Origin of the sequence: Nocardioides agariphilus (genome assembly GCF_015352445.1) — a bacterium.
GTDB classification, from domain to species: Bacteria; Actinomycetota; Actinomycetes; order Propionibacteriales; family Nocardioidaceae; genus Nocardioides; species Nocardioides agariphilus.
In genome coordinates this window covers 20,297-44,670 of record NZ_JADKPO010000011.1, presented here as the reverse complement: position 1 = coordinate 44,670, position 24,374 = coordinate 20,297, and the positions used below count along the sequence as shown (strand labels likewise).

Annotated in this window: 22 protein-coding genes; 13 read left to right on the top strand and 9 right to left on the bottom strand. The window is 70.2% G+C overall.

The annotated features are described in order from the left end of the window. Window positions 1-38 precede the first annotated feature (38 nt). Window positions 39-1,025 carry an aldo/keto reductase gene (locus tag ISU10_RS09815; protein ID WP_194696219.1) on the top strand — a complete coding sequence of 329 codons (987 nt, stop codon included), beginning with the start codon at window positions 39-41 and terminating at the stop codon, window positions 1,023-1,025. Here ISU10_RS09815 and ISU10_RS24095 read toward each other — a convergent pair. Next, window positions 1,022-1,597, bottom strand: coding sequence for a HEAT repeat domain-containing protein (locus tag ISU10_RS24095; RefSeq protein ID WP_194696218.1), 576 nt, complete (start codon window positions 1,595-1,597; stop codon window positions 1,022-1,024). The two genes, ISU10_RS09815 and ISU10_RS24095, sit on opposite strands and share 4 nt — an antisense overlap. Window positions 1,598-1,656: 59 nt before the next feature. Between ISU10_RS24095 and ISU10_RS09805 the strand changes: the two genes are divergently transcribed. Then, window positions 1,657-3,285, top strand: a complete 1,629-nt coding sequence (locus ISU10_RS09805) for a phospho-sugar mutase (protein WP_194696217.1) — start codon at window positions 1,657-1,659, stop codon at window positions 3,283-3,285. 22 nt (window positions 3,286-3,307) lie between these two features. Here the strand turns inward: ISU10_RS09805 and ISU10_RS09800 are convergent, their stop codons facing one another. Continuing rightward, a complete protein-coding gene (locus ISU10_RS09800; RefSeq protein WP_194696216.1) occupies window positions 3,308-3,907 on the bottom strand; it encodes a hypothetical protein in 600 nt (199 codons plus the stop codon). Window positions 3,908-3,970: 63 nt separating this feature from the next. On the opposite strand from ISU10_RS09800, the gene deoC reads away from it, so the two are divergent. The 6 genes from deoC to ISU10_RS09770 are packed head-to-tail and all read left to right on the top strand — an operon-like array spanning window position 3,971 to window position 9,242. Next, window positions 3,971-4,978, top strand: a complete 1,008-nt coding sequence (gene deoC / locus ISU10_RS09795) for a deoxyribose-phosphate aldolase (RefSeq protein ID WP_442417788.1) — start codon at window positions 3,971-3,973, stop codon at window positions 4,976-4,978. A gap of 5 nt (window positions 4,979-4,983) precedes the next feature. Next, complete coding sequence (locus ISU10_RS09790; RefSeq protein WP_194696215.1) at window positions 4,984-6,453, top strand: aldehyde dehydrogenase family protein; 1,470 nt, start codon at window positions 4,984-4,986, stop codon at window positions 6,451-6,453. Then, the gene (locus tag ISU10_RS09785; protein ID WP_194696214.1) at window positions 6,450-7,331 is read left to right on the top strand and encodes an aldehyde dehydrogenase family protein; all 882 of its coding nucleotides are present in this window, start codon (window positions 6,450-6,452) and stop codon (window positions 7,329-7,331) included. The genes ISU10_RS09790 and ISU10_RS09785 overlap by 4 nt, the downstream gene beginning before the upstream one ends. Window positions 7,332-7,353: 22 nt before the next feature. Then, complete coding sequence (locus ISU10_RS09780) at window positions 7,354-7,968, top strand: ATP-binding protein (RefSeq protein ID WP_194696213.1); 615 nt, start codon at window positions 7,354-7,356, stop codon at window positions 7,966-7,968. Continuing rightward, entirely contained in the window at window positions 7,961-8,560 is a 600-nt protein-coding gene (locus tag ISU10_RS09775; RefSeq protein WP_194696212.1) for a hypothetical protein, read from the top strand. Before ISU10_RS09780 ends, ISU10_RS09775 begins: the two co-directional genes overlap by 8 nt. Window positions 8,561-8,609: 49 nt before the next feature. Further along, window positions 8,610-9,242, top strand: coding sequence for a hemerythrin domain-containing protein (locus ISU10_RS09770; protein WP_194696211.1), 633 nt, complete (start codon window positions 8,610-8,612; stop codon window positions 9,240-9,242). Between the two features lie 51 nt (window positions 9,243-9,293). On the opposite strand, the gene ISU10_RS09765 is transcribed toward ISU10_RS09770, so the two are convergent. Next, window positions 9,294-10,394 (bottom strand): adenosine deaminase, encoded by a 1,101-nt coding sequence (locus ISU10_RS09765; protein ID WP_194696210.1) that lies wholly within the window; start codon window positions 10,392-10,394, stop codon window positions 9,294-9,296. Between the two features lie 35 nt (window positions 10,395-10,429). On the opposite strand from ISU10_RS09765, the gene ISU10_RS09760 reads away from it, so the two are divergent. Beyond that, window positions 10,430-10,882 (top strand): MaoC family dehydratase, encoded by a 453-nt coding sequence (locus tag ISU10_RS09760; protein ID WP_194696209.1) that lies wholly within the window; start codon window positions 10,430-10,432, stop codon window positions 10,880-10,882. 21 nt (window positions 10,883-10,903) lie between these two features. Here the strand turns inward: ISU10_RS09760 and ISU10_RS09755 are convergent, their stop codons facing one another. Continuing rightward, entirely contained in the window at window positions 10,904-12,196 is a 1,293-nt protein-coding gene (locus ISU10_RS09755) for a thymidine phosphorylase (protein ID WP_194696208.1), read from the bottom strand. Then, window positions 12,193-12,603, bottom strand: coding sequence for a cytidine deaminase (locus ISU10_RS09750; RefSeq protein ID WP_194696207.1), 411 nt, complete (start codon window positions 12,601-12,603; stop codon window positions 12,193-12,195). Before ISU10_RS09750 ends, ISU10_RS09755 begins: the two co-directional genes overlap by 4 nt. 187 nt (window positions 12,604-12,790) lie before the next feature. On the opposite strand from ISU10_RS09750, the gene ISU10_RS09745 reads away from it, so the two are divergent. The 4 genes from ISU10_RS09745 (at window position 12,791) to ISU10_RS09730 (ending at window position 18,072) form a co-directional block, all read left to right on the top strand. Next, a complete protein-coding gene (locus ISU10_RS09745; RefSeq protein WP_228500363.1) occupies window positions 12,791-13,927 on the top strand; it encodes a BMP family lipoprotein in 1,137 nt (378 codons plus the stop codon). Window positions 13,928-14,036: 109 nt separating this feature from the next. Next, entirely contained in the window at window positions 14,037-15,551 is a 1,515-nt protein-coding gene (locus tag ISU10_RS09740; RefSeq protein ID WP_194696205.1) for an ABC transporter ATP-binding protein, read from the top strand. After that, entirely contained in the window at window positions 15,548-16,762 is a 1,215-nt protein-coding gene (locus ISU10_RS09735; RefSeq protein ID WP_194696204.1) for an ABC transporter permease, read from the top strand. The genes ISU10_RS09740 and ISU10_RS09735 overlap by 4 nt, the downstream gene beginning before the upstream one ends. Continuing rightward, window positions 16,762-18,072 (top strand): ABC transporter permease, encoded by a 1,311-nt coding sequence (locus ISU10_RS09730; RefSeq protein WP_194696203.1) that lies wholly within the window; start codon window positions 16,762-16,764, stop codon window positions 18,070-18,072. Before ISU10_RS09735 ends, ISU10_RS09730 begins: the two co-directional genes overlap by 1 nt. A gap of 56 nt (window positions 18,073-18,128) precedes the next feature. On the opposite strand, the gene ISU10_RS09725 is transcribed toward ISU10_RS09730, so the two are convergent. The 4 genes from ISU10_RS09725 to ISU10_RS09710 are packed head-to-tail and all read right to left on the bottom strand — an operon-like array spanning window position 18,129 to window position 24,213. Beyond that, entirely contained in the window at window positions 18,129-19,313 is a 1,185-nt protein-coding gene (locus tag ISU10_RS09725; RefSeq protein ID WP_194696202.1) for an amidohydrolase, read from the bottom strand. Window positions 19,314-19,325: 12 nt separating this feature from the next. Then, window positions 19,326-20,324 carry a methylmalonyl Co-A mutase-associated GTPase MeaB gene (meaB, locus tag ISU10_RS09720; RefSeq protein ID WP_194696201.1) on the bottom strand — a complete coding sequence of 333 codons (999 nt, stop codon included), beginning with the start codon at window positions 20,322-20,324 and terminating at the stop codon, window positions 19,326-19,328. Next, window positions 20,321-22,501, bottom strand: a complete 2,181-nt coding sequence (gene scpA, locus ISU10_RS09715; RefSeq protein WP_194696200.1) for a methylmalonyl-CoA mutase — start codon at window positions 22,499-22,501, stop codon at window positions 20,321-20,323. The genes meaB and scpA overlap by 4 nt, the downstream gene beginning before the upstream one ends. Continuing rightward, window positions 22,498-24,213 carry a methylmalonyl-CoA mutase family protein gene (locus tag ISU10_RS09710; protein WP_194696199.1) on the bottom strand — a complete coding sequence of 572 codons (1,716 nt, stop codon included), beginning with the start codon at window positions 24,211-24,213 and terminating at the stop codon, window positions 22,498-22,500. The genes scpA and ISU10_RS09710 overlap by 4 nt, the downstream gene beginning before the upstream one ends. Window positions 24,214-24,374: the final 161 nt, after the last annotated feature.

The window sequence follows — 24,374 nt, the reverse complement described above, 5'->3', positions numbered from 1 at the left end:
GGTTGTCCGGAGACATTCTCCGGTCTTGGCTCGACGGCATGACCTTGAAGCAACGCACTCTCGGCAAGGACAGCCCCCTGACCGTCTCCGAGCTCGGACTCGGCTGCATGGGGATGTCGGAGTTCTACGGCACGGCCGACGAGGCCGACGCCGTCGCCACCATCCACCGCGCCCTCGATCTGGGCGTCACGTTCCTCGACACGGCCGACATGTACGGCCCCTTCACCAACGAGCGGCTCGTCGGCAAGGCCATCGCCGGGCGCCGCGACGAGGTGGTGCTGGCGACCAAGTTCGGCAACGAGCGCAACCCCGACGGCAGCTGGGTCGGCATCAACGGCCGACCGGAGTACGTCCGCGCAGCGGCTGAGGCGTCCCTGCAGCGGCTCGGTGTGGACCACCTCGACCTGTACTACCAGCACCGCGTGGACAAGGCCGTCCCGATCGAGGAGACCGTCGGCGCGATGGCCGAGCTCGTGGAGGCGGGCAAGGTCCGCCACCTCGGACTCTCGGAGGCGAGCGCCGAGACGATCCGGCGCGCGCACGCGGTGCACGCGGTCACCGCGCTGCAGTCCGAGTACAGCCTGTTCACCCGCGACCTCGAGGACGAGATCCTCCCCGTCCTGCGCGAGCTGGGCATCGGTCTGGTGCCGTACTCGCCGCTCGGACGCGGCATCCTCACCGGCCGCGTCGACCTCGGCACCGAGGTGGGGGACGCACGTCGGCAGCGGTTCCCGAGGTTCCAGGGCGAGGCGTACGACGCCAACCTGGAGTTGGTCGCGAAGGTGCAGGAGCTCGCCGAGAGCAAGGGCGTGACGTCGGGTCAGCTGGCCCTGGCCTGGGTGCTCGCCCAAGGCGACGACGTCGCCCCGATCCCGGGCACCAAGCGGGTCGAGTACCTCGAGGAGAACGTCGCCTCCGCCGCCGTCGAGCTCACCCAGGACGACCTCGACGCCCTCGACAAGGCGGTGCCTGCGGGGGCGGTCCAGGGCGCACGCTACGCCGACATGTCCACGATCGACCGCTAGTCGAGCGACACGTCGAGGCCGAGCCGCCGGGCGAGCCGGGTCAGCGACCTGGCCGCCTGGCGGCGGACGGCGGGCTCCGGGTCGTCGAGCAGGCCCGTGACCACCTCGACGTGCTCGGTGTCGCCCACCGCACCGATCGTGCGCAGCGCCTGCACGCGCACGCGCGGCAGCTCGCCGTCGACGGCCAGCTTGGCTGCGCCCGGGCCGGCTTCGCCGATCTCGCGCTTGGTCGAGACCTTCAGACACATCTCGGCGGGACGCCAGTGCTCGTCGTCAAGCCCTGCCACGACGGCCGGTGAGGCCGAGTCGTCCCAGACGTAGAGCAGACCGCGTGCGCCCCACGTGCGCACCCAGTAGTCCTTCCACTGGGCCGGGTAGAAGATCGGCGACTCCTCGTCGAAGACCACGCCCGTCAGGTAGGGCATGGCATCGGGGTAGGCGTTGCGGTCGGCGCCGCTCAGCAGCCCCACGCACAGGTCGACCGTGGCCCGGATCCCGAGGTGGCCCGCCAGCTCGACGACCAGCTCGCCCACCGGCGCCCCCAGGTCGCGCGGCAGCGGGAGCTCGCTCACGGAGCCGAGCATGCCAGTCGGGACCGACAGCCGTGGCCGGACGGCACTAGCCTGCGCCCATGACCGACCTGATCGAACGGGCTCGCGCCTGGGCCGCAGACGACCCCGACCCCGCGACACGTGCGGAGCTGGAGGCCCTCGTCGCCGAGGGTGAGAGCGCCGAGCTCGCCGACCGGTTCGCCCGCACGCTGGAGTTCGGGACCGCTGGTCTGCGAGGCGCCCTCGGCGCTGGTCCCAACCGGATGAACCGGGTCGTGGTGACCCGCGCGGCGGCCGGCCTCGCGGCATACCTCAAGGACAACGGCGCACCTGCCGGCGCTCCCGTCGTCATCGGCTACGACGCCCGCCACAACTCCGAGGTGTTCGCCCGCGACACCGCCGAGGTGATGACCGGGGCAGGGTTGCGGGCACTCGTGATGCCGCGGCCGCTGCCGACCCCCCTGCTGGCGTTCGCGATCCGCGAGCTCGGGTGCGTCGCCGGCGTGATGGTGACCGCCAGCCACAACCCGCCGCAGGACAACGGGTACAAGGTCTACCTCGGCGACGGCAGCCAGATCGTGCCGCCGGCCGACGCCGAGATCGCCGCACGCATCGAGGCGGTCGGCGCCCTGGCCGACGTACCCCGCGGCACCAGCGGCAAGGTGCTCGACGAGGACATCGTCGACCGCTACCTCGACACCGTGGCCGATCTCGCAACCGACGGTCCCCGTGACCTGCGCATCGTCTACACCCCGCTGCACGGAGTCGGCGGCACGTCGGTCCTGCAGGTGCTCGAGACCGCCGGCTTCGATGCCCCCTCGGTGGTCGCGCAGCAGGAGGAGCCCGACCCCGAGTTCCCGACGGTGGCGTTCCCCAACCCGGAGGAGCCAGGTGCGATGGACCTCGCCATGGCGCTGGCCGAGGCCCGCGGGGCAGACCTCGTCGTGGCCAACGACCCCGACGCCGACCGGTGTGCGGCCGCGGTGCCCGGACCCCACGGATGGCGGATGCTGCGCGGCGACGAGGTCGGCGCCCTCCTGGGTCACCACCTGCTGCACCACGGCAAGCAGGGCACCTACGCCTGCTCGATCGTGTCCTCCTCACTGCTCGGCAAGATGGCAGCCGAGCACGGTCAGCCCTACGTCGAGACGCTGACCGGCTTCAAGTGGATCAGCCGCGTGCCCGGTCTCGCGTTCGGCTACGAGGAGGCCCTCGGCTACTGCGTCGACCCCGAGCATGTGAAGGACAAGGACGGCGTCTCGGCCTTGCTGCTGCTGTGCGAGATCGCGGCCAAGGAGAAGGCCCGCGGTCGCACTCTCGTCGACGTGCTCGACCACATCGCCGAGCACCACGGCCTGCACGCCACCGACCAGCTCTCGATCCGAGTCTCGGACCTCTCGTTGATCCGCACGGCGATGGCCAACCTGCGCGACCAGCCACCGACCTCGATGGGCGGTCTCGACGTCGAGTCGGTCGACGACCTCTCGCTGGGCTCGGCCGAGCTGCCGCCGACCGACGGCCTGCGCTACCGGCTCACCGAGGGAGCCCGCGTGATCGTGCGCCCGAGTGGCACCGAGCCGAAGCTGAAGTGCTACCTCGAGGTCGTCGTACCCGTCCACCCCGACGACGGCGTCGATGCCGCCCGGATCTCGGCCGCCGGCCGTCTCGACGCGATCAAGGCCGACCTCAAGCGGGCGCTCGGGATCTGAGGTCTGATCGCTGCCCGAGGAGCTAGGCGAGCAGCGAGAGGGCGAACCCGACGGCCGTGACCAGCAGCCCGGCCAGCTCGTAGGTCGCCCAGGTCCTGCGCACGGCGGGCGGCTCGGCATCGCCCGAGCGTCGGCGAGCACCGTCGGCGAGGTGGAGCACACGGTCGCGGACGTACTCGGGGTAGGTCAGTTCGGGCATCCCGTCACGGCTGGTCTTGGGCCGCAGGGTGCGCAAGAAGGAGTTGCCGATGGCCGGTGAGACGTAACGCTTCTCGCCGGCACGCACGGCCATCACCTGGCGCACGGCCACCTCGTCGATCGCGGCCAGCGGGATGACGTTGGTGTCGAGCATGTTGCGCATCACCAAGGCATCGGACTCGACGCGCACGGCGGGCCGCAGCAGCGCGGCATAGGACAAGATCCCGGCCAGAGCAGCGCCCCACGCGACGGGGGCCTCGAAGCCACCCTCGTCGTCGACGACGGCGTAGACCAGCACCGCCGCCGCGAACAGCACCGCGATCACGCCCAGCACCCGCCCACTCGTGGGCGGGAACTTCTCGGTGTAGCCGGAGTCGGCCGAACTGTTGCCGCTGCTGTTGCCGGTGCTCGCGTCTTTCTTCATGTCGGCTCCTGTGGAAGATCGACGTTTCCCCCGTGTACGCCGCTCAACCCTATGCTTGACCGGGTGACGAGCTCAGCCACCATCGATAACAAGATGGCATCAGCAGCGTCGACCCAACCGTCAGCACAGTTCGCAGACATCACGCGGAACGACGACACCCTGCGCCGCTTCCTGCACGGTCTCCCCGGCGTCGACCAGGTCGGCGCCGAGGCTCGCGCAGCCTCCCTCGGGACGCGCTCCATCAAGACCACGGCCAAGGCCTGGGCGATCGACCTCGCGATCCGGATGGTCGACCTGACCACGCTCGAGGGGCAAGACACCCCCGGCAAGGTCCGAGCGCTGTCCGCCAAGGCGATGCACCCCGACCCCGCCGACTCGACCTGTCCTGCCACGGCTGCCGTCTGCGTCTATCCCGACATGGTCGGCGTCGCCAAGGAGGTCCTCGGCAACAGTGGGGTCAACGTCGCCGCCGTCGCCACTGCGTTCCCCAGCGGCCGTGCGGCCCTCGACATCAAGCTCGCCGACACCCAAGACGCAGTGCAGGCCGGCGCCGACGAGGTCGACATGGTCATCGACCGCGGCGCGTTCCTCTCGGGCCGCTACAAGCAGGTGTACGACGAGATCGTCGCCGTCCGTGAGGCGTGCGCCAGACCTGATGGATCCAGCGCGCATCTCAAGGTCATCTTCGAGACCGGCGAACTGCAGACCTACGACAACGTACGACGCGCCAGCTGGCTGGCGATGATGGCCGGCGGCCACTTCATCAAGACCTCGACCGGCAAGGTCCAGCCTGCCGCCACCCTGCCGGTCACGCTGGTGATGCTGGAGGCGGTGCGCGACTTCCGCGAGCAGACCGGCGTGCAGATCGGCGTGAAGCCCGCCGGCGGCATCAGGACCAGCAAGGACGCCATCAAGTACCTCGTGATGGTCAACGAGATCGCCGGCGACGACTGGCTGGACCCCGACTGGTTCCGGTTCGGCGCCTCCACGCTGCTCAACGACCTGCTGATGCAGCGCACCAAGCTCACGACCGGCGTCTACTCCGGTCCCGACTACTTCACCCTGGACTGATCGACATGGCAGCCAACAAGCACTCGACAAGCTCGACCACACAGGCCCGGTTCGACTACGCGCCCGCGCCGGAGTCGCGCGCGATCGTCGACATCAAGCCGTCCTACGGCCTGTTCGTCGGAGGCGAGTTCGTCGACGGCCACGGCAGGTCCTTCAAGACGATCTCCCCGTCGACCGAGGAGGTGCTGGCCGAGATCGCCGAGGCCGACGAGGCCGACGTCGACAACGCGGTCAAGGTCGCGCGGCGGGCCTTCAGGACCTGGGGGCGGATGCCCGGCAGCGAGCGGGCGAAGTACCTCTACCGCATCGCCCGCATCATCCAGGAGCGCGGCCGCGAGATCGCGGTGCTCGAGTCGATCGACAACGGCAAGCCGATCAAGGAGACCCGCGACGTCGACGTGCCGATCGCCGCGGCGCACTTCTTTTACTACGCCGGCTGGGCCGACAAGCTCGCCTACGCCGGCTACGGCACCACCCCGCTCGGCGTTGCCGGTCAGGTCATCCCGTGGAACTTCCCGCTGCTGATGCTGGCCTGGAAGATCGCTCCGGCCCTGGCCTGTGGCAACACCGTCGTGCTCAAGCCGGCCGAGACGACGCCGCTGACCGCACTGCTGTTCGCCGAGATCTGCCAGCAGGCCGACCTGCCTGCGGGCGTGGTCAACATCATCACCGGTGCCGGCTCCACCGGTCAGGCGCTCGTCGCCCACCCCGACGTCGACAAGGTCGCCTTCACCGGCTCGACCGCTGTCGGGCGGGCGATCGCCAAGTCGGTGGCGGGCTCCCACAAGAAGGTGACCCTCGAGCTCGGCGGCAAGGCAGCCAACATCGTCTTCGACGACGCGCCGATCGACCAGGCCATCGAAGGCATCGTCAACGGCATCTTCTTCAACCAGGGCCACGTCTGCTGCGCCGGTTCGCGCCTGCTCGTGCAGGAGTCCGTCGCCGACGAGGTGCTGGCCCGCCTCAAGCGCCGGATGGCCACCCTCCGGCTCGGCGACCCGCTCGACAAGAACACCGACATCGGCGCGATCAACTCAGCCGAGCAGCTCGACAAGATCCGCGAGCTCTCCGACATCGGCGAGGCCGAGGGAGCCGGCCGCTGGTCGCCTCCGTGCGAGCTGCCCAAGCACGGCTTCTGGTTCCCGCCGACTGTGTTCACCAACGTCACCCAGGCCCATCGCATCGCCCGCGAGGAGATCTTCGGGCCCGTGTTGTCGGTGCTCACGTTCCGCACGCCCGCCGAGGCGGTCGAGAAGGCCAACAACACTCCTTACGGCCTGTCGGCAGGAGTCTGGACCGACAAGGGCTCGCGCATCCTCCACATGGCCAACAAGCTCAAGGCCGGCGTGGTCTGGGCCAACACGTTCAACAAGTTCGACCCGACCAGCCCCTTCGGCGGCTACAAGGAGTCGGGCTACGGCCGCGAGGGCGGCCGCCACGGACTCGCGGCCTACCTGAAGGGGGAGGACCTGTGACGCCTCCAGACAGTCGGATCGAGGTCCGCAAGACCTACAAGCTCTACATCGGCGGGCAGTTCCCGCGCTCGGAGTCGGGCCACTCCTACGTCGTCGACGACGCCAAGGGGAGGTTCGTCGCCAACGCCGCGCTCGCCTCCCGCAAGGACGCCCGAGACGCTGTGCAGGCCGCCCGAGCGGCGTTCGGCGGGTGGAGCGGCAAGACCGCCTACAACCGTGCGCAGATCCTCTATCGCGTCGCCGAGATCATGGAGGACCGCCGTCCCCAGTTCGTGGAGGCGGTGCGTCAGTCCGAGGGCCTCACACCCACGCAGGCGGGCAAGGCCCTCGACGCCAGCATCGACCGCCTCGTCTGGTACGCCGGGTGGGCCGACAAGATCACCCAGGTCACCGGCAATGCCAACCCGGTCGCCGGGCCGTTCTTCAACCTCTCGACCCCCGAGCCGACCGGTGTGGTCGCAGTCGTCGCACCCCAGCAGTCCAGCCTGCTGGGCCTGGTCTCGGTCGTGGCCCCGGTCGTCGTGACCGGCAACACCGCGGTCGTGCTGGCCTCGCCCGGCCGCCCGTTGCCGGCCGTCACGTTCTCCGAGGTGCTCGCGACCTCCGACGTCCCTGGCGGTGTCGTCAACATCCTCACCGGCAAGCACTCCAACACCGCACCCACGCTGGCCTCCCACATGGACGTCAACGCCATCGACCTCACCGGCCTCGCCGGCGACAGCGCGCAAGCCGCCGCGCTCGAGGAGTCGGCGGCCGACAACCTCAAGCGGGTCCTGCGTCCTCCCGCTACCGAGCCCGACTGGACCCTCGAGCCCGGGATCGGCCGGATGACCACCTTCTTGGAGACCAAGACCGTCTGGCACCCCATCGGGGTGTAGCTCGGAGTGCGAGGATGGTCCGGTGCGCGCGCGGATGATCGTGCTGGCCGGTCCATCGGGGGCCGGCAAGTCCCGCCTCGCCGAACGGCTCGGCCTCCCCGTGCTGAGGCTCGACGACTTCTACAAGTCCGAGGGCGACCCGACGCTGCCGCTCATCGCGACGGGAGCCAACAGTGGGCTGGTCGACTGGGACCATCCCGACTCCTGGCTCCCTGACGACGCGCTGGCCGCGATCGAGCGGCTGTGCACCGAAGGTCGCGCGGTCGTGCCCGTCTACGACATCGGGCGCAGCGAGCGGTGCGGGAGCCATGCGGTCGAGCTCGACGCAAGCCGGTTCTTCATCGCCGAGGGGATCTTCGCGCAGGACGTGGTGCCGACCGTGCGCGACCGTGGACAGCTCGCCGCGGCGTACTGCGTGCGCCAGCACCCGATGGTCACCTTCTGGCGTCGACTGACCCGAGACCTGCGCGAGCAGAGGAAGCCACCCATGATGGCGGTGGTGCGCGGCCTGGCGCTGATGCGCGACCAACGCCGCATCGTCGCGCGGGCCGTCGCACTGGGCTGCGAGCCGGTCTCCCCGGACAAGGCCTACGCCGCGGTGCACGCCCTGGTGAGCCGGAGCTCGGCCGATGCCTGATCCGCCCTGGGGACTGTTCGTGCAGCCCGACGCCCGCTCCTGCGGGGCCGCGAGCATGGTGGTGGCTCGCTTCCTGGGCGACCCGGCCTACCGCAGCCAGCTCGAGGGCGGCAGCCTGACCAGCCCGCGTACCGTGGCCGGTGACGGCGCACTGCACGAGCGGTTCAGGTCCGAGACCCTCGCCATGCACCAACGCATCACCGGGCTGGCCGACACCAGCGGACGGGCGCAGATCCCCTGGCCGAGGAAGTTCGGCACGCCACCGTGGGCGGTCGCGCGCCAGCTGTCGGCCACGCCAGGTGCCGACGGCACCACCACGGCGTACTCCTGGCATCTCGCGCGCACCAGCCCGTCCGCGGGCTTCGAGCGGCTGCTGGACGCCACTCGGGCCGACCGCGTAGCCGCGATCTTCATCGGCAGCACCTGGATCCCCCGACACGTCGTTCTCGTCGTCGGTGCCACGGGCGCCACGCTCTCCGTCTACGACCCGGCGCGAGGGCAGGTCGACTCCCTCGACAAGGTCAGCTTCACCGGGAGCCACATCGGCATCGCCGGCTGGGACGTCGGCTGGCTGGTCGTCACGCCCGACTGAGGCCCGAGCGACCCTTCCCAAGAGGTGCTCGGGCTCCTACCCTCGCCCGATGGCCCCGATGAGCATGAACAAGGTGATCCACGCGGCGTTCCGGCGCGACCTGGACCGATTCAACGCCGCGCTCGGCAGGTTCGCCGACGGGGACCGTGGGCGGGCCGACCAGCTGGGCCGGGCCTGGGACAACTTCGACTTCCAGCTCACCAAGCATCACCAGGGCGAGCACGAGATCGCCTGGCCGGCGCTCGCGCGGGTGGGCGTCACCCAGCAGACCATCGACCAGATGGACGCCGAGCACGACGTCATGGCCGACCGCCTCTCGGCCGCCCGCGCCGCGATGACCGCTCTGCGCAGCTCACCCAGCGCCGCCAATGCCCAGACCGCACGCACGGCGCTCGACGAGCTGCGCACCGTGACCACCGAGCACCTCGACCACGAGGAGCGCGAGCTCGAGCCCGTCTACCAGGCCAAGAAGGACGACCCGGCTGTCGTCGAGATGGGCAAGAAGTTCGCCAAGGTCGGCCCCAAGGAGGGCGGCGTGTTCTTCAAGTGGCTCACCGACGGCGCCGGCCCGGCCGAGCTGGAGAGCATCAACGCCACCATCCCGGCGCCGGTCCGCACGATCATCGGCGCCATCTTCGGCCGCGAGTACTCCAAGAACGTCGCGCCGGTCTGGCGTAGCTGAGCAGCGCGATCACGAGGGGACACGCGCCGAAGCGCAGCGCAGGCGCAGCTGTCACAGAGCGCCGAGCTCGGCGTACCCCGGCTTGATCACGTCGTCGATGATCGCCAGCCGCTCGTCGAACGGCAGGAACGCCGACTTCATCGCGTTGATCGTGAACCACCGCAGGTCCTCGAGCGTGTAGCCGAACGCCTCGACCAGCGCGCCCATCTCCTTGCTCATCGAGGTCTGGCTCATCAGTCGGTTGTCGGTGTTCACCGTGACCCGGAAGCGCAGCCGCGTGAGGAGCCCGATCGGGTGCTCGGCGATGGAGGCCGCCGCACCGGTCTGGATGTTGGAGTGCGGGCACATCTCCAACGGGATACGCATGTCCCGCACGTACGCCGCCAGGCGGCCGAGCTGGACCGCTCCGTCGTCACCCACCGTGATGTCGTCGATGATGCGGACGCCGTGGCCGAGACGGTCCGCGCCGCACCACTGGATGGCCTGCCAGATCGACGGCAGCCCGAACGCCTCGCCGGCGTGGATGGTGAAGTGCGAGTTCTCGCGCTGGAGGTACTCGAAGGCGTCCAGGTGCCTGGTGGGCGGGTACCCCGCCTCGGCGCCGGCGATGTCGAACCCGGCGACCCCGCGGTCGCGCCAGGCGACCGACAGCTCGGCGATCTCCCGTGAGCGCGCCTGGTGCCGCATCGCGGTCAGCAGCTGGCGGACCACGATCTTCCCGTCGGCCGCGGCCACGCCCTCCTCGAAGCCGAGCTGGACCGCGGAGACCACCTCGTCGAGCGTCAGCCCGCCGGTGACGTGCTGTTCGGGGGCGTAGCGCACCTCGGCGTACACGACGCCGTCCGCCGCCAGGTCCTCCACGCACTCGCGGGCGACCCGCGCGATGTCCTCGGCGCGCTGCATGACGGCGACGGTGTGGTCGAAGGTCTCCAGGTACCTCACCAGCGAGCCGGAGTCGGCCGACTCGGCGAACCAGCGGCCCAGTGACTCGGCGTCGTCGGCGGGCAGCTCGTGCCCGATCTCCTGCGCGATCTCCAGGATCGTCTGCGGCCGCAGCCCTCCGTCGAGGTGGTCGTGGAGGAGCGCCTTCGGCGCCTTCAGGACCTGCTCGGCCGAGGGGCGAGGTGCGTCGACGTCGAGGATCACGGACATGCTGAGGATCTTCGCAGACCCGATAGGTTCGCCCGGTGCGCACCTTCACCAGCCTCGAGGAGATCGCAGCCGCAGCTGGCGAGGAGCTCGGCACGACCGAGTGGCTGCTGATCGACCAGGCCCGCATCGATGCCTTCGCCGACGCCACCGACGACCACCAGTGGATCCACGTCGACACCGAGAGGTCGGCCACCGGGCCCTTCGGGGGCACGATCGCGCACGGCTACCTCACGCTCTCGCTACTTCCGCGCTTCGGCGCCGAGGTGCTGCGGCTCGAGACCCCGGGCGCCAAGCTCAACTACGGGCTGAACAAGGTGCGCTTCCCCGCTCCCGTTCCGGTCGGCTCCCGCATCCGTGCGCACGCCCGACTCGTCGACGTCAGCGACCTGCCGACCGGCAAGCAGGTCACCTTCGGCTGGACGATCGAGATCGAGGACGCCCCGAAGCCCGCGTGCGTCGCGGAGACCGTCGTACTTCTGCTCGGCTGACCTACCCGGCCGCGCTGAGCCTCAGCCCACGCGGTCCAGGAGCACGGGCGTCGGCTCGTACGACGAGCCGTCACCGACGTCGTACCCGCCCTCGAGCGACTCCAGGGCCCGCTCGAAGCGGGCCGGCTCGTCGGTGAGCAGGGTGAACAGCGGCTGGCCCTGGGTGACGTCGTCGCCCGGCCGCGCATGCCACACCACGCCGGCCCCGGCCTGCACGGGGTCCTCCTTGCGGGCACGGCCCGCACCGAGGCGCCACGCGGCCATGCCGACCGCCATCGCGTCGAGCCGGGTCAGCGTGCCCGTGGCGGGCGCCGCGACGACGTGGGACTCCCGGGCCACCGGGAGCGCGGCGTCGGGATCGCCACCCTGCGCCCGGATCATCGCCTTCCACGCGTCCATCGCCGAGCCGTCGGCGAGCTTGTCGGCCGGGTCGACGTCGGTCACCCCCGCGCCGGTCAGCATCTCGCGAGCCAGGGCCACGGTGAGCTCGACGACGTCGGCAGGCCCTCCCCCGGCCAGGACCTCGACCGACTCGGCCACCTCGATGGCGTTGCCGGCCGTCAGCCCCAGCGGCGTCGACATGTCGGTGAGCAGCGCGACGGTGTGCACGCCCGCGTCGGTGCCGAGCGCGACCATCGTCTCGGCCAGCTCCCGGGCGGTGTCGAGAGACTTCATGAACGCGCCCGTGCCGACCTTCACGTCGAGCACCAGCGCGCCGGTCCCCTCGGCGATCTTCTTGGACATGATCGAGCTCGCGATCAGCGGGATCGCCTCGACCGTGCCGGTCACGTCGCGCAGCGCGTAGAGCTTCTTGTCCGCTGGAGCCAGGCCGTCGCCGGCGGCGCAGATCACCGCGCCGACGTCCTCGAGCTGGTCGAACATCTCCTCGTTGGACAGCAGCGCGCGCCAGCCCGGGATCGACTCGAGCTTGTCGAGGGTCCCTCCCGTGTGGCCCAGACCCCGGCCCGAGAGCTGGGGGACGGCGACGCCGCAGGCTGCCACCAGGGGCGCCAGGGGCAAGGTGATCTTGTCGCCGACCCCGCCCGTCGAGTGCTTGTCGGCCGTCGGACGCGAGAGCGAGGAGAAGTCCATCCGCTCCCCGGAGGAGATCATCGCGTGGGTCCAGCGAGCGATCTCGCGGCGGTTCATCCCGTTGAGCAGGATCGCCATGGCCAGCGCCGACATCTGCTCGTCTGCCACCTCGCCGCGGGTGTAGGCGTCGACCACCCAGTCGATCTGGCTGTCGGTGAGCTCGCCGTGGTTGCGCTTGGCGATGATCACCTCGACCGCGTCGTGGGGTGCTGCCGGACTCATCGACCGGCCTGTCGGCTGTCGGTCACGTGCCTGAGGTCGTCGGGGCCGAAGGCCTGGGGCAGCACCTGGTCCATGGTCATCGGTCCTTCCGGAGTCATCAGCACCAGCTCCTTCCCGCCGTGCTCGTAGAGCAGCTGGCGACAACGGCCACAGGGCATGATCACCTCACCCAGCCCGTTGACGCACACGAAGTGGGTCAGCCGACCTCCTCCGGTGGCGTGCAGCTGGCTCACCACGCCGCACTCAGCACACAGCACGACGCCGTAGGCAGCGTTCTCAACATTGCACCCAACCACGAGCCTGCCGTCGTCAACTCTTGCTGCGGCGCCCACGGGAAAGCCGCTGTATGGTGCGTAGGCGCGCGCGGCGACCGCGACAGCCTCCGCTGTGAGTAACTCCCAGTCCATGAGGCCGTAACCTATTCCCCCGCCAAGCAAGCAAAGATCGCGACTAGGTAACCCTTCGCGCGGCGGGCTTCCCGGGGAGCCTCCGAGCAGGCACCATTCGCACGTACATTGCCCCACCACGACAACAAGTCCCGCCGGACTGCTTGCGGCTCGGGGCGGCACCGATACCTGGAGGAACATGATGAGAATGAGGAGGGCCGTCGCGAGCGGCCTTACCGCCCTGCTGGCGACCGCGGTCCTGGCCGCCTGTGGAGACGCTCCGGACTCCTCCACGGCAGAACCGGGTGGCGGGGAGAGCACTAGCGGTGGCGAGACCACGGCCGCGGCTCTCGACTACCTGCCCTGCATCGTCTCCGACGCCGGCGGGTTCGACGACCACTCGTTCAACCAGCTGTCCTACGAGGGCGTCGAGCAGGCTGCCAACGAGCTCGGCGTGGAGTTCAAGGGCGTCGAGTCCAACAGCGAGAACGACTACGCCCCCAACCTCGACGCTCTGGTCTCCCAGGGCTGCAACACGATCGTGACCGTGGGCTTCGCCCTCGCCTCGGCGACCAAGGAGTCGGCGAAGGCCAACCCCGACATCGAGTACGTCCTGATCGACGACGCTGCCGACGGCGGCGCCGACGGCCAGACCTTCGACGGCAAGGCCGACGAGCCCAACATCAAGCCGCTGCTCTACGACACCGCCCAGGCTGCGTTCCTGGCCGGCTACGCGGCTGCTGACTACACCAAGACCGGTGTCGTCGGCACCTACGGCGGCCTGCCGTTCCCGACCGTCACGATCTTCATGGACGGCTTCAAGCAGGGCGTCGAGTACTACGCCAAGGAGAAGGGCAAGGACGTCAAGGTCGTCGGTTGGGACGGCAAGGACGGCTCGTTCACCGGTGGCTTCGAGGCCAACGAGACCGCGACCAACACGGCTCGCCAGCTCCTCGACCAGGACGTCGACGTGATCCTTCCGGTCGGTGGCCCGATCTACCAGGGCGCACTGACCGCGATCGCCGACTCCGGCAAGGACGTTGCTCTGATCGGTGTGGACGCCGACTTCTTCGAGACCGACCCCAACACCCAAGACGTCGTGTTGACCTCGATCCTGAAGAACATGAAGGTCTCGACCTACGAGGCCATCATGTCGGCCTCGCAGGGCGGCGACTTCGACTTCTCGCCCTACATCGGCACGCTGGAGAACGACGGCGTCGGCATCGCCGACTTCCACAACTTCTCCGACAAGGTCTCCGCCGACCTGCCGGGCGAGCTGGAGACCATCAAGGCCGGCATCATCGACGGCTCGATCCCGGTGAGCTCCTACCTGTCGGGTTCGTGATCTCGAGCTAAGCGACTCCGTTCGGGGGAGGTCGGTCATCACCGGCCTCCCCCGTTCGCATTTCTTCCAGTAGGTTCGCCCAGATCCCCGATCACTAGGATGCGAGGCCATGAAGCTGGAGCTGCGCGGCATCACCAAGCGCTTCGGAACGCTGACCGCCAACGACCGGATCTCCTTGACCGTCGAGCCCGGTGAGATCCACTGCCTGCTGGGCGAGAACGGCGCCGGCAAGTCGACCTTGATGAACGTGCTCTACGGCCTCTACCGGGCAGACGAGGGCGAGATCGTCCTCAACGACGAGGTCCAGCACTTCACCGGTCCCGGTGACGCCATGGCGGCCGGCATCGGCATGGTGCACCAGCACTTCATGCTGATCCCCGTCTTCACCGTCGCCGAGAACGTCATGCTCGGCAACGAGGCGACCGGCTTCGCGGGCTCCCTCGATCTCGAGGCCTCGCGCCAGCGCGTCGTCGAGATCTCCGAGCGCTTCGGCTTCCACGTCAACCCCGACTCGGTGGTCGAGGAGCTCCCCGTCGGCGTCCAGCAGCGGGTCGAGATCATCAAGGCCCTCTCACGCGACGCCGAGGTGTTGGTCTTCGACGAGCCCACCGCCGTGCTGACGCCGCAGGAGACCGACGAGCTGATGGGCATCATGCGCCAGCTCAAGGAGGCCGGGAAGGCCATCGTCTTCATCACCCACAAGCTGCGCGAGGTCCGCGAGGTCGCCGACAAGATCACGGTCATCCGGCTGGGCAAGGTGGTCGGCGAGGCCGAGCCCACCGCCAGCAACAAGGAGCTCGCGGCGATGATGGTCGGCCGCCCGGTGGAGCTGACGGTTCGCAAGGGTCCGCCCAAGCTGGGCGACGAGGCGCTGATCGTCACCGACCTGCGGGTCATCGACCACCTCGGACACGTCCACGTCGACGACATCAGCTTCACCATCAAGCGCGGCGAGGTGCTGGCCGTGGCCGGGGTGCAGGGCAACGGACAGACCGAACTCACCGAGGCCCTGCTGGGTCTCCAGGACCACGTGACCGGCTCGATCGAGCTCGACGGCCACCAGCTCGTCGGACGCAGCGTGCGGCAGATCCTCGACGCGGGGGTGGGCTTCATCCCCGAGGACCGCCAGACCGACGGCCTGGTCGGACCGATGACCATCGCCGAGAACTTCATGCTCGACCGCAGCCACACCGAGCCGTTCGTCCGACGTGGCACCCTGCAGCTGGACACCCTGGAGAAGTTCGCCACCAAGCTGCTCAAGCAGTACGACGTGCGGGCGCCGGGCATCACCACGCCGGCGGGCCAGCTCTCCGGAGGCAACCAGCAGAAGGTCGTGGTGGCCCGCGAGCTCTCGCGCGACCTGCGCCTGCTGGTCGCGGCGCAGCCGACTCGCGGAGTCGACGTCGGCTCCATCGAGTTCATCCACACCCAGATCGTGGCCACGCGCGACAGCGGCGTGCCCGTGCTGGTTGTCTCGACCGAGCTCGACGAGGTGGTGGCGTTGGCCGACCGGATCATGGTGCTCTACCGCGGTCACATCGTCGGGATCGTCCCGCCCGACACGCCCCGCGAGGTGCTCGGCTTGATGATGACCGGCGAGCGGCCGGAAGGTGCGGTGGCATGAGCACCCCGACAGTGGACAAGAAGCCGCCGGTCAAGCCGGGCGAGCGCGACGGCGACCGATGGAACCGGATCCTGCGCGACATCGTCGCCGGCAACGCGGCGGTCGCGTTCTTCTCGGTGCTGCTCGCCGTGATCGTCGGGTCCCTGCTGATCATGTTCACCGACGAGCAGGTGCGCGACACGTTCGGCTACATCACCGCGCGGCCCTCGGACTTCCTCACCGCCTCGTGGGACGCCATCTCCGGCGCCTACGGCGCGCTGTTTCGCGGTTCGGTCTACAACAACCAGGCCGACGACTTCGCCACGGCCATCCGCCCCTTGACCGAGACGCTGAAGTTCGCCGGCCCGCTGATCGCGGCCGGACTCGGCGTCGGTCTGGCCTTCCGAGCCTCCATGTTCAACATCGGTGGCCGCGGCCAGATGCTGCTGGCGGGAGCGGCCTCCGGCTGGGTCGGCTACCAGTTCGAGTGGCCGTGGCCCATCCACCTCGCCGTCGCGATCATCGCCGGCATGGTCGCGGGGGCGCTCTGGGGTGGCCTGGCCGGCTTCCTCAAGGCGCGCACCGGCGCCCACGAGGTGATCGTGACGATCATGCTCAACTACGTCGGCTTCTACCTGGTCTTCTTCGCCCTCGCGACGCAGAGCCTGCTGCAGGCGCCCAACTCCGCCAACCCCAAGTCGCTGCCGATGAAGGAGTCGGCCACGCTGCCCAAGCTGCTCGGCGACCGCTACAACCTGCACCTGGGGTTCCTGCTGGCGCTGGTGGCGGTCGCGGTCGTCTGGTGGATCCTGAACCGCTCGTCCCTGGGCTTCCGCATCCGAGCCGTCGGCGAGAACCCCGCTGCCGCGCGCACCGCCGGCATCGACGTGGGCCGCACCTACACGATCGTGATGCTGATCGCCGGGGCCCTGGTGGGTCTGGCAGGCGCCAACCAGGTGCTCGGCACCGTGACCAGCGGCATCACCACCGACCTCGATGCGGGCATCGGCTTCGACGCGATCACGGTCGCCCTGCTCGGCCGCTCGCGGCCGGTCGGGATCCTGTTCGCCGGGCTGCTGTTCGGCGCCTTCAAGGCCGGCGGCTTCGCGATGCAGGCCTCCCAGAACATCCCCGTCGACATCGTGCTGGTCATCCAGTCGCTGATCGTGCTGTTCATCGCTGCACCACCACTCGTCAGAGCCATCTTCCGACTGCCTGCGAGGGAGGCCTGATGAGCGAGCAGACGAGCACCCCGACGACGGCACCCGGCGTCTCCCCCGCCCATGAGATCCAGCTGCGCGCCGTCACCGTGGTCGACCGCAAGGCGCCCACGATGTTCGCGATCCTCACCATCGGCCTCGCGCTGATCGTCGGGTTCGGGTCCCAGGAGGGCGACACCTCGTTCCGGCTGGCGGTCCCCACCGACTTCTTCGAGCTGCCCACGGTGACGGTCCCCTCGACGGCGACCACGTGGCTCCTGGTCCTGGTCTGCGCCGCTCTCGCGGCCTACTCGTTCTTCCTGCTCACCCGCAAGCAGAACACCCGCCTGTGGCTGGTCGTGCTCTTCGCGCTGGCGTGGATGACCGGCTTCTTGGCATGGGCCGGCGCGGACGCCACCTTGCCGGTCGTCGGACTCCTCGCCGGCTCGCTCGCCGTCGCCGTACCCCTCGTGTTCGGCGCTATGGGCGGGGTCCTCGGCGAGCGCTCGGGCGTGGTCAACATCGCCATCGACGGGCAGCTGCTCTTCGGTGCGTTCGCGGCCGCGATGATCGGCTCCCTGACGGGCTCCACGTGGGCGGGCCTGGGCGCCGCGATGGTGGCGGGCCTGCTGGTCGCCGCCGTGCTGGGGGTCTTCGCGATCAGCTACATGGTCGACCAGGTGATCGTCGGCGTGGTGCTCAACGTGCTGATCATCGGCATCACCAGCTTCATGTTCAGCCAGGTGCTCGCCCCCAACGCCGCCACGCTCAACCACCCGCCACGGTTCGAGCGGTGGGCGATCCCGGTGCTGGGTGACATCCCGCTGGTCGGCCCGATCTTCTTCCGCCAGACCCCGATCGTCTACCTGCTCTACATCGCCGTCGCGCTGGTCACCTGGGCGCTCTACCGCACGAAGTGGGGCCTGCGGGTCCGCGCGGTCGGCGAGCACCCCAAGGCCGCCGACACCGTCGGCATCAAGGTCAACCGCACCCGGTTCCGCACGATCCTGCTGGGCGGTGCGATCGCCGGCATGGGCGGCGCGTTCTACACCCTGGTCTCGGTGCCGCAGTTCAACCGGGAGATGACCGGCGGCGCGGGCTACATCGCGCTGGCCGCGGTCATCTTCGGCAAGTGGGACCCGATCCGCGCGACCCTCGCCGCGCTGCTGTTCGGCTTCGCCTCCAACCTGCAAGGCGTGCTGTCGGTCATCGGCTCACCGGTGCCCAGCCAGTTCATGCTGATGCTGCCCTACGTCGTGACGATCTTCGCCGTCGCCGGACTCGTGGGCCGCTCCCGCGCACCCGCCGCCGACGGCATCCCCTACCGCACCGACAACCATTGACGATTCGTCAGCGGTCCTGCGGGTTGCGGCAGCGAGCCGGTCTCTGACGAATCGGGTCAGCGCGCGCAGAGCGCGTCGACCGCGACGGTCGCGAGCACCCGCGCGGCGAGCAGCGCCGCACCCTCGTCGACGCGCAGGTTGCCCTGGTGGAGGTCGTAGGTGGGGCCACCACGAGTGCGCGTGCCGAGCCGTCCCATGGCGCCCGGCACCGCGTCGAGGAACCAGGCGAAGTCCTCGCCACCCAGGCTCTGGGTGGTGCTGACCCGGCCCTCGAGACCGACGACGCGTTCGACGGCTCCGGCCAGCAAGTGGGTGGCCGCCGGGTCGTTGACCACCGGTGGCACGCCGCGGCGGTAGTCGACCTCGGCCTTCACGCCGTAGGGGGCCACGATGTCGTCGATGAACTCGCGGACCATCCGTTCGGCCTGCGACCAGGCGACCGCGTCGAGCATCCGCACGGTGCCGCCGACCACGCCGGCCGCCGGGATGACGTTGGGGGCGACGCCGGCTCGGACCATCCCCCAGACGACGCTGACGCCGGCGCGCGGGTCGAGCCGACGAGACAGTACGGCGGGCAGCTCGGTGATCAGCTTGGCCAGCGCGAAGGTGAGGTCCTCGGTGAGGTGGGGCCGCGAGGTGTGCCCGCCGCTGCCGGTCAGGCGTACTTCGAGCTGGTCGGCCGCGCCGGTGATCGGCCCCTCGCGCACGCCGACCTGGCCGAGGTCGAGCGTCGGGTCGCAGTGGAGGCAGAAGATCTGCTCGACCTGGTCGAGCGCACCGAGGTCGATCAGGGCAGTGGCACCGCCCGGCATGACCTCCTCTGCCGGCTGGAAGAGCAGGCGGACGCGTCCGGGCAGCTGGCCGCGCTCGTGCAGCCGAGCCAGCGCGAGCCCCGCGCCGACGAGCCCCGCGGTGTGCACGTCGTGCCCGCAGGCGTGGGCGACGCCGGGACGGGTGCTGACCCAGGCGTCGGTGGTCAGGTCCTCGACGGGCAGGGCGTCGAGATCGGCGCGCAGGGCGACGACCGGCGGGCCATCACCCACATCGGCGATCAGTCCGGTGTGGGGCAGCCGGGTGACCGACAGCCCTGCGCGCTGGAGGCGCTCGGCGACGAGCTCGGTCGTGCGCTGCTCCTGCCAGGAGAGCTCCGGGGTGGCGTGGAGGTCGCGGCGCAGCTCGAGGAGCTCGGTCCGGTGCCCCTCGACCGCGGCGTCGACCAGGTCGTGGGCAGCGGCAGACATATCCGGGCCAGGCTACCGGTCGAAGGCCTCCAGGATGCGATCGGCGGCAGCCGTCGGGGCCAGCTCTCCGGAGCGCACCGCCTCGCGCACCTCGGCCCGGATGGCGGCGACCCCGGGTGAGCGGCGCAGCCGCTGCTCGAGCTCGTCACGCACCAGGGCCCACGTGAACTCCAGTCGCTGGTCGGCGCGTTTGGCGGCCAGGCCCTCGGCACCGAGCGCCGCACGATGCGCGAGCACCTGGTGCCAGACGCCCTCGACGCCGTCGCCGGTCAGACCCGAGCAGGTGACGACGGGCGGGGTCCACACCGCGTCGCCCGACAGCGGTCCGCGTCCGTGCACCAGCCGTAGCGCGCCGGCCAGCTCACGGGCTGCCGACCGAGCCTCCGCCAGACGGTCCCCGTCGGCCTTGTTGACCGCGATCACGTCGGCGATCTCGAGGATGCCCTTCTTGATCCCCTGGAGCTGGTCCCCCGTCCGCGCGAGCGCCAGGAACACGAACGTGTCGACCATGCCGGCGACGGTGACCTCGGACTGCCCGACGCCGACGGTCTCGACGAGTACGACGTCGTAGGCCGCGGCCTCCAGCACCAGCATGGCCTGGCTGGTGGCGCGGGCGACTCCCCCGAGCGTCCCTGCGGTCGGGCTGGGCCGGATGTAGGCCGACGGGTCGGCCGCCAGGCGCGACATGCGCGTCTTGTCACCCAGCACCGACCCGCCCGTGCGGGTGCTGCTCGGGTCGACGGCGAGCACGCCGACGCGATGGCCGGCGGCGGTCAGCTGGCTGCCGAGAGCCTCGATGAAGGTCGACTTGCCGACGCCGGGGACACCCGAGATGCCGACGCGTACGGCGTCCGGCTGGTCCGGGCCGGCCTCCAGCCCGGCGAGGAGGATGCGCGCCTCGCGTCGGTGCTCGGGCTTGCTTGACTCCACGAGCGTGATGGCCTGTGAGACCGACGCCCGGTGTCTCGCGCGCACCCCCTCGACGAGGGCGCTGACATCGGGCCTGGTCATGCCGGTAGTTGCTGTCGCAGCTTGTCGAGCAGGTCGAGCGCGGACTCCGCGATGACCGTGCCCGGCAAGAACACCGCCGCAGCGCCCATCTCCTGCAGGACGGGCACGTCGTCGGGCGGGATCACCCCGCCGATCACCACCATGATGTCGGGGCGGCCGTGGTCGGCCAGGGCCCGCTTGAGCGCCGGCAGCAGCGTCAGGTGTCCGGCTGCCAGCGAGCTGACGCCGACCAGGTGGACGTCGGCGTCGACGGCCTGTTGGGCGACCTCCTCCGGCGTGCTGAACAACGGACCGACGTCGACGTCGAAGCCCATGTCGGCGAAGGCGCTGACCACCACCTTCTGGCCGCGGTCGTGGCCGTCTTGGCCCATCTTGGCGACCAGGATGCGCGGACGCCGGCCGGCGGCGTGCTCGAACTCCTCGGTCGCCTCCAGCACCTGCCGCACGAGTGCGTCACCCGCCCCGTCGGCCGCTCTGCCGGCCTCGTCCCTGAACACCCCCGAGATCGTACGGATCTCGGCGCGGTGGCGCCCCCACACCTTCTCCAGCGCCGAGGAGATCTCCCCGACCGTCGCCTTGGCCCGGGCCGCGTCGACGGCGAGGGCGAGCAGGTTCCCGGCACCTCCCGTGGCGTCGTCGGCGGAGGCGGTCAGGGCATCGAGGGCCCGGCGTACGGCGTCGTCGTCGCGCTCGGCACGCAGTCGTTCGAGCTTGGCCACCTGCTGGCGGTAGACGTCGTCGTTGTCGACCTTGAGCACGTCGAGCGGCTCCTCCTGCTCGAGCCGGTAGGTGTTGACGCCGATGACGGCCTGGGTGCCGGAGTCGATGCGCGCCTGGGTGCGCGCGGCAGCCTCCTCGATGCGCAGCTTGGGGATGCCCTGCTCGATGGCGGCGGCCATGCCGCCGACCCGCTCGGCCTCCTGGATGTGGCCCCACGCGCGCTCGGCGAGGTCATGGGTCAGGCGCTCGACGTAGTAGCTGCCGCCCCACGGGTCGATGGTCGCGGTCGTGCCAGACTCCTGCTGCAGCAGCAGCTGGGTGTTGCGCGCGATGCGCGCGGAGAAGTCCGTCGGCAAGGCGATCGCCTCGTCGAGGGCGTTGGTGTGCAACGACTGGGTGTGTCCCTGCGTCGCGGCCATCGCCTCGATGCATGTGCGCCCGACGTTGTTGAACACGTCTTGCGCGGTCAGCGACCAGCCGCTGGTCTGGCAGTGCGTGCGCAGGCTCAGCGACTTGGGGTTCTGCGGGTCGAACTGGCTGACCAGGCGCGCCCAGAGGGCACGGGCCGCCCGCATCTTGGCGACCTCCATGAAGAAGTTCATGCCGATCGCCCAGAAGAAGCTCAGCCGCGGGGCGAACCGGTCGACGTCGAGCCCTGCCTCGATGCCGGCGCGGAGGTACTCGATGCCGTCGGCCAGCGTGTAGGCGAGCTCGAGGTCGGCCGTCGCCCCGGCCTCCTGCATGTGGTAGCCGGAGATGGAGATGGAGTTGAACCGCGGCATGTGCTCGGCGGTGAACGCGAAGATGTCGGAGATGATCCGCATGCTCGGCGCCGGCGGGTAGATGTAGGTGTTGCGGACCATGAACTCCTTGAGGATGTCGTTTTGGATGGTCCCGCTCAGCTGCTCCGGCTTGACGCCCTGCTCCTCGGCCGCGGCGATGTAGAGCGCCATGATCGGCAGCACCGCGCCGTTCATGGTCATGCTCACACTCATCTGGTCGAGCGGGATGCCGTCGAACAGCGTGCGCGCGTCGTAGATCGAGTCGATCGCGACACCGGCCATGCCGACATCGCCCCTCACCCGCGGGTGGTCGGAGTCGTAGCCGCGGTGGGTGGCCAGGTCGAAGGCGACGCTGAGCCCCTTCTGTCCGGCCGCCAGGTTGCGCCGGTAGAACGCGTTGCTCTCCTCGGCGGTCGAGAACCCGGCGTACTGCCGGATCGTCCACGGCTGGGTGGTGTACATCGTGGGGTAGGGGCCACGCAGGAACGGGCTGAACCCCGGCCACGTGTCGAGTGCGTCGAGGCCCGCGAGGTCGCGCTGGTCGTAGATCGGCCTGATCTCGATGCCCTCCGGGCTCAGCCAGCTCTCACCGTTGGTTGAGGAAGGCGCGCTAGCGCCTGTCTCGAAACCCGGTGAGACGAGCGGCACGTCGGCGAAGGACTCCGGGATGCTCATGCCAGCGCCTCCCTCGTGCGGGTCAGGAACGCCAGCGCGTCGACGCCCATCGCGCACGAGTCGTCGGCCCAGTCGCGCGGCTTGCCCGCGACGATGACTCGCTGCGCTCCGGCCTCGCGGAGCGCGGCAGCGGTCTGCTCCCCCGACCCGTCGTAGGCCGCCTCCGCCCCGGCGAGGCAGACGACGCGCTGCCCGTCGTAGGTCCCGCTCTCGACGCCGATGCCACCGGCCGCGAGCAGGTTGGTGGCGAACGTCGCTCGTGCCGTGTGCGCCGCCACCGGCCCCAGCGTGGCCAGGAAGACGGACGCCTTCGCGGGGTCGTCGCGCAGCGCTTCGAAGGGCGCGCCATGGCGTCGTACGGCGTCGGGCCCGCCCTCCCGCTCGGGCAAGGTCTCCGCGAGGTTGGGGAACTCGGTGAGCCCCGTGATCGGCCGCGTGCGCAGTGCCACCTGGCGATCGCGTGCGGAGACGGTGGTCGCGATCGCGTCATCGATGCAGGCACCGCCCTCCAAGGCCTGCAGCTGCCGCCAACCGGCCGCCGCCAGGTCGTGGGTGAGCCGCTCGACGGCCCATGCGCCACCCGCGGGGTCGGCGACGGCGCCGACGTGGGACTCCGAGAGCAGCAGGTGCATCTGGTTGCGGGCGATGCGGCGGCCGAAGGCGTCGGGACGGCCGAGCGGACGGTCGAACGGCTGCACCGTCACCGCATCTGCCCCGCCGACGGTCGCCGAGAACGCGGCCACCGTGGAGCGCAGCATGTTGACCCACGGGTCGTACCTGCTCATCATCGGGCGGCTCGTCACCGCGTGCTGCCGCTGCTCGACCGGCGCGGTCCCGCAGGCCTGCAGCACCCTGCTCCACAGCACACGTGCCGCCCTCATCTTGGCGATGGTCGGGAACTGCTCGTCGGTGGCGGCGTAGCGGAACTCGATCAGACCGGCCGCCCGCTCGGGCTCCACCCCGGCGGACTCCAGGACTCGCAGGACGCGCACAGCCGCCGCCATCGACCAACCGAGCTCCTGGCCGTCGCTCGCACCCCCGTCGTGGATGGCCGACCCATCGACGACGACCGCGCGGACGCCGGCGTCGAGGGCCAGGTGGGCAACGGCCACCAGCTCCTCGTCTGCTGCCGTGGCGGGCGCGCCGAGGTTGGTGCCCTCGGCCGGCGTGGTGTCGCCGAGCCTGTCGAGGAACCGCTGGGCAACCACCACGGGCTCACCAACGGGGTCCAGGACCACGGGTGCGAGGTCCAGCAGCACCCCATCGAGTACGGCGTGCAGGCCGGTCGCCCGGTCGGCGTGCAGCCACAGCGAGGTCGCCCCACCCTCAAGGTCGGCAAGCGCCTCGGTGTTGAGCCGCCGCTCGTCGGCGCCCAGCAGCTCGATGCGGATGTCGTGTCCGCCCGGGGACGTCGGGCGTGCAGGGCCGGCCAGGTCATCGACCTCACCGGGGATGCCGAGCGGCCCGATCTGCACACCGTCCAGCGTGGTCCGGCTGAGCCGGGCCCAGACGACGTCGTCGGGATCGCCCTCGCCGATCCGCCTGCTCTTGCGCAGCACGGCGGCAGCCGCCTTCTCCCAGTCCGCCCGCGTCGCGGCAGCACCATCGGGACCATCCAGGTCGAGCGCCAGGCTGCCCGCCACCGGCTCCAGCTCGGCGGGCTCGGGAAGACCACCTTCGACGGGGTCCGACCGACCACTGCCCGGGCTCATGAATCGCACTCTAGGAGCGATGCAGACCACCGGCCACACGGTGTGACTTTTCTGGCGCTGGCGCACGAGGCCCGCCAGACTCGCGGGCAGGAACTGCGCACCGGGGAGAATTGGGAAGCCGTTCACCCGAGGTTCAACGCAGGATCACTGGCAGGTCAGGC

Bases quoted from the DNA above. Each gene is read 5' to 3' on its own strand.
- ISU10_RS09765 (WP_194696210.1), bottom strand. From the start codon at position 10,394: ATGTCCGTGATCCTCGACGTCGACGCACCTCGCCCCTCGGCCGAGCAG.
- ISU10_RS09815 (WP_194696219.1), top strand. From the start codon at position 39: ATGACCTTGAAGCAACGCACTCTCGGCAAGGACAGCCCCCTGACCGTC.
- ISU10_RS09770 (WP_194696211.1), top strand. From the start codon at position 8,610: ATGGCCCCGATGAGCATGAACAAGGTGATCCACGCGGCGTTCCGGCGC.
- ISU10_RS09730 (WP_194696203.1), top strand. From the start codon at position 16,762: ATGAGCGAGCAGACGAGCACCCCGACGACGGCACCCGGCGTCTCCCCC.
- ISU10_RS09775 (WP_194696212.1), top strand. From the start codon at position 7,961: ATGCCTGATCCGCCCTGGGGACTGTTCGTGCAGCCCGACGCCCGCTCC.
- ISU10_RS09710 (WP_194696199.1), bottom strand. From the start codon at position 24,213: ATGAGCCCGGGCAGTGGTCGGTCGGACCCCGTCGAAGGTGGTCTTCCC.
- ISU10_RS09755 (WP_194696208.1), bottom strand. From the start codon at position 12,196: ATGAGTCCGGCAGCACCCCACGACGCGGTCGAGGTGATCATCGCCAAG.
- ISU10_RS09745 (WP_228500363.1), top strand. From the start codon at position 12,791: ATGAGGAGGGCCGTCGCGAGCGGCCTTACCGCCCTGCTGGCGACCGCG.
- ISU10_RS09805 (WP_194696217.1), top strand. From the start codon at position 1,657: ATGACCGACCTGATCGAACGGGCTCGCGCCTGGGCCGCAGACGACCCC.
- scpA (WP_194696200.1), bottom strand. From the start codon at position 22,501: ATGAGCATCCCGGAGTCCTTCGCCGACGTGCCGCTCGTCTCACCGGGT.
- meaB (WP_194696201.1), bottom strand. From the start codon at position 20,324: ATGACCAGGCCCGATGTCAGCGCCCTCGTCGAGGGGGTGCGCGCGAGA.
- ISU10_RS09740 (WP_194696205.1), top strand. From the start codon at position 14,037: ATGAAGCTGGAGCTGCGCGGCATCACCAAGCGCTTCGGAACGCTGACC.
- ISU10_RS09790 (WP_194696215.1), top strand. From the start codon at position 4,984: ATGGCAGCCAACAAGCACTCGACAAGCTCGACCACACAGGCCCGGTTC.
- ISU10_RS09725 (WP_194696202.1), bottom strand. From the start codon at position 19,313: ATGTCTGCCGCTGCCCACGACCTGGTCGACGCCGCGGTCGAGGGGCAC.
- ISU10_RS09735 (WP_194696204.1), top strand. From the start codon at position 15,548: ATGAGCACCCCGACAGTGGACAAGAAGCCGCCGGTCAAGCCGGGCGAG.
- ISU10_RS09800 (WP_194696216.1), bottom strand. From the start codon at position 3,907: ATGAAGAAAGACGCGAGCACCGGCAACAGCAGCGGCAACAGTTCGGCC.
- ISU10_RS09750 (WP_194696207.1), bottom strand. From the start codon at position 12,603: ATGGACTGGGAGTTACTCACAGCGGAGGCTGTCGCGGTCGCCGCGCGC.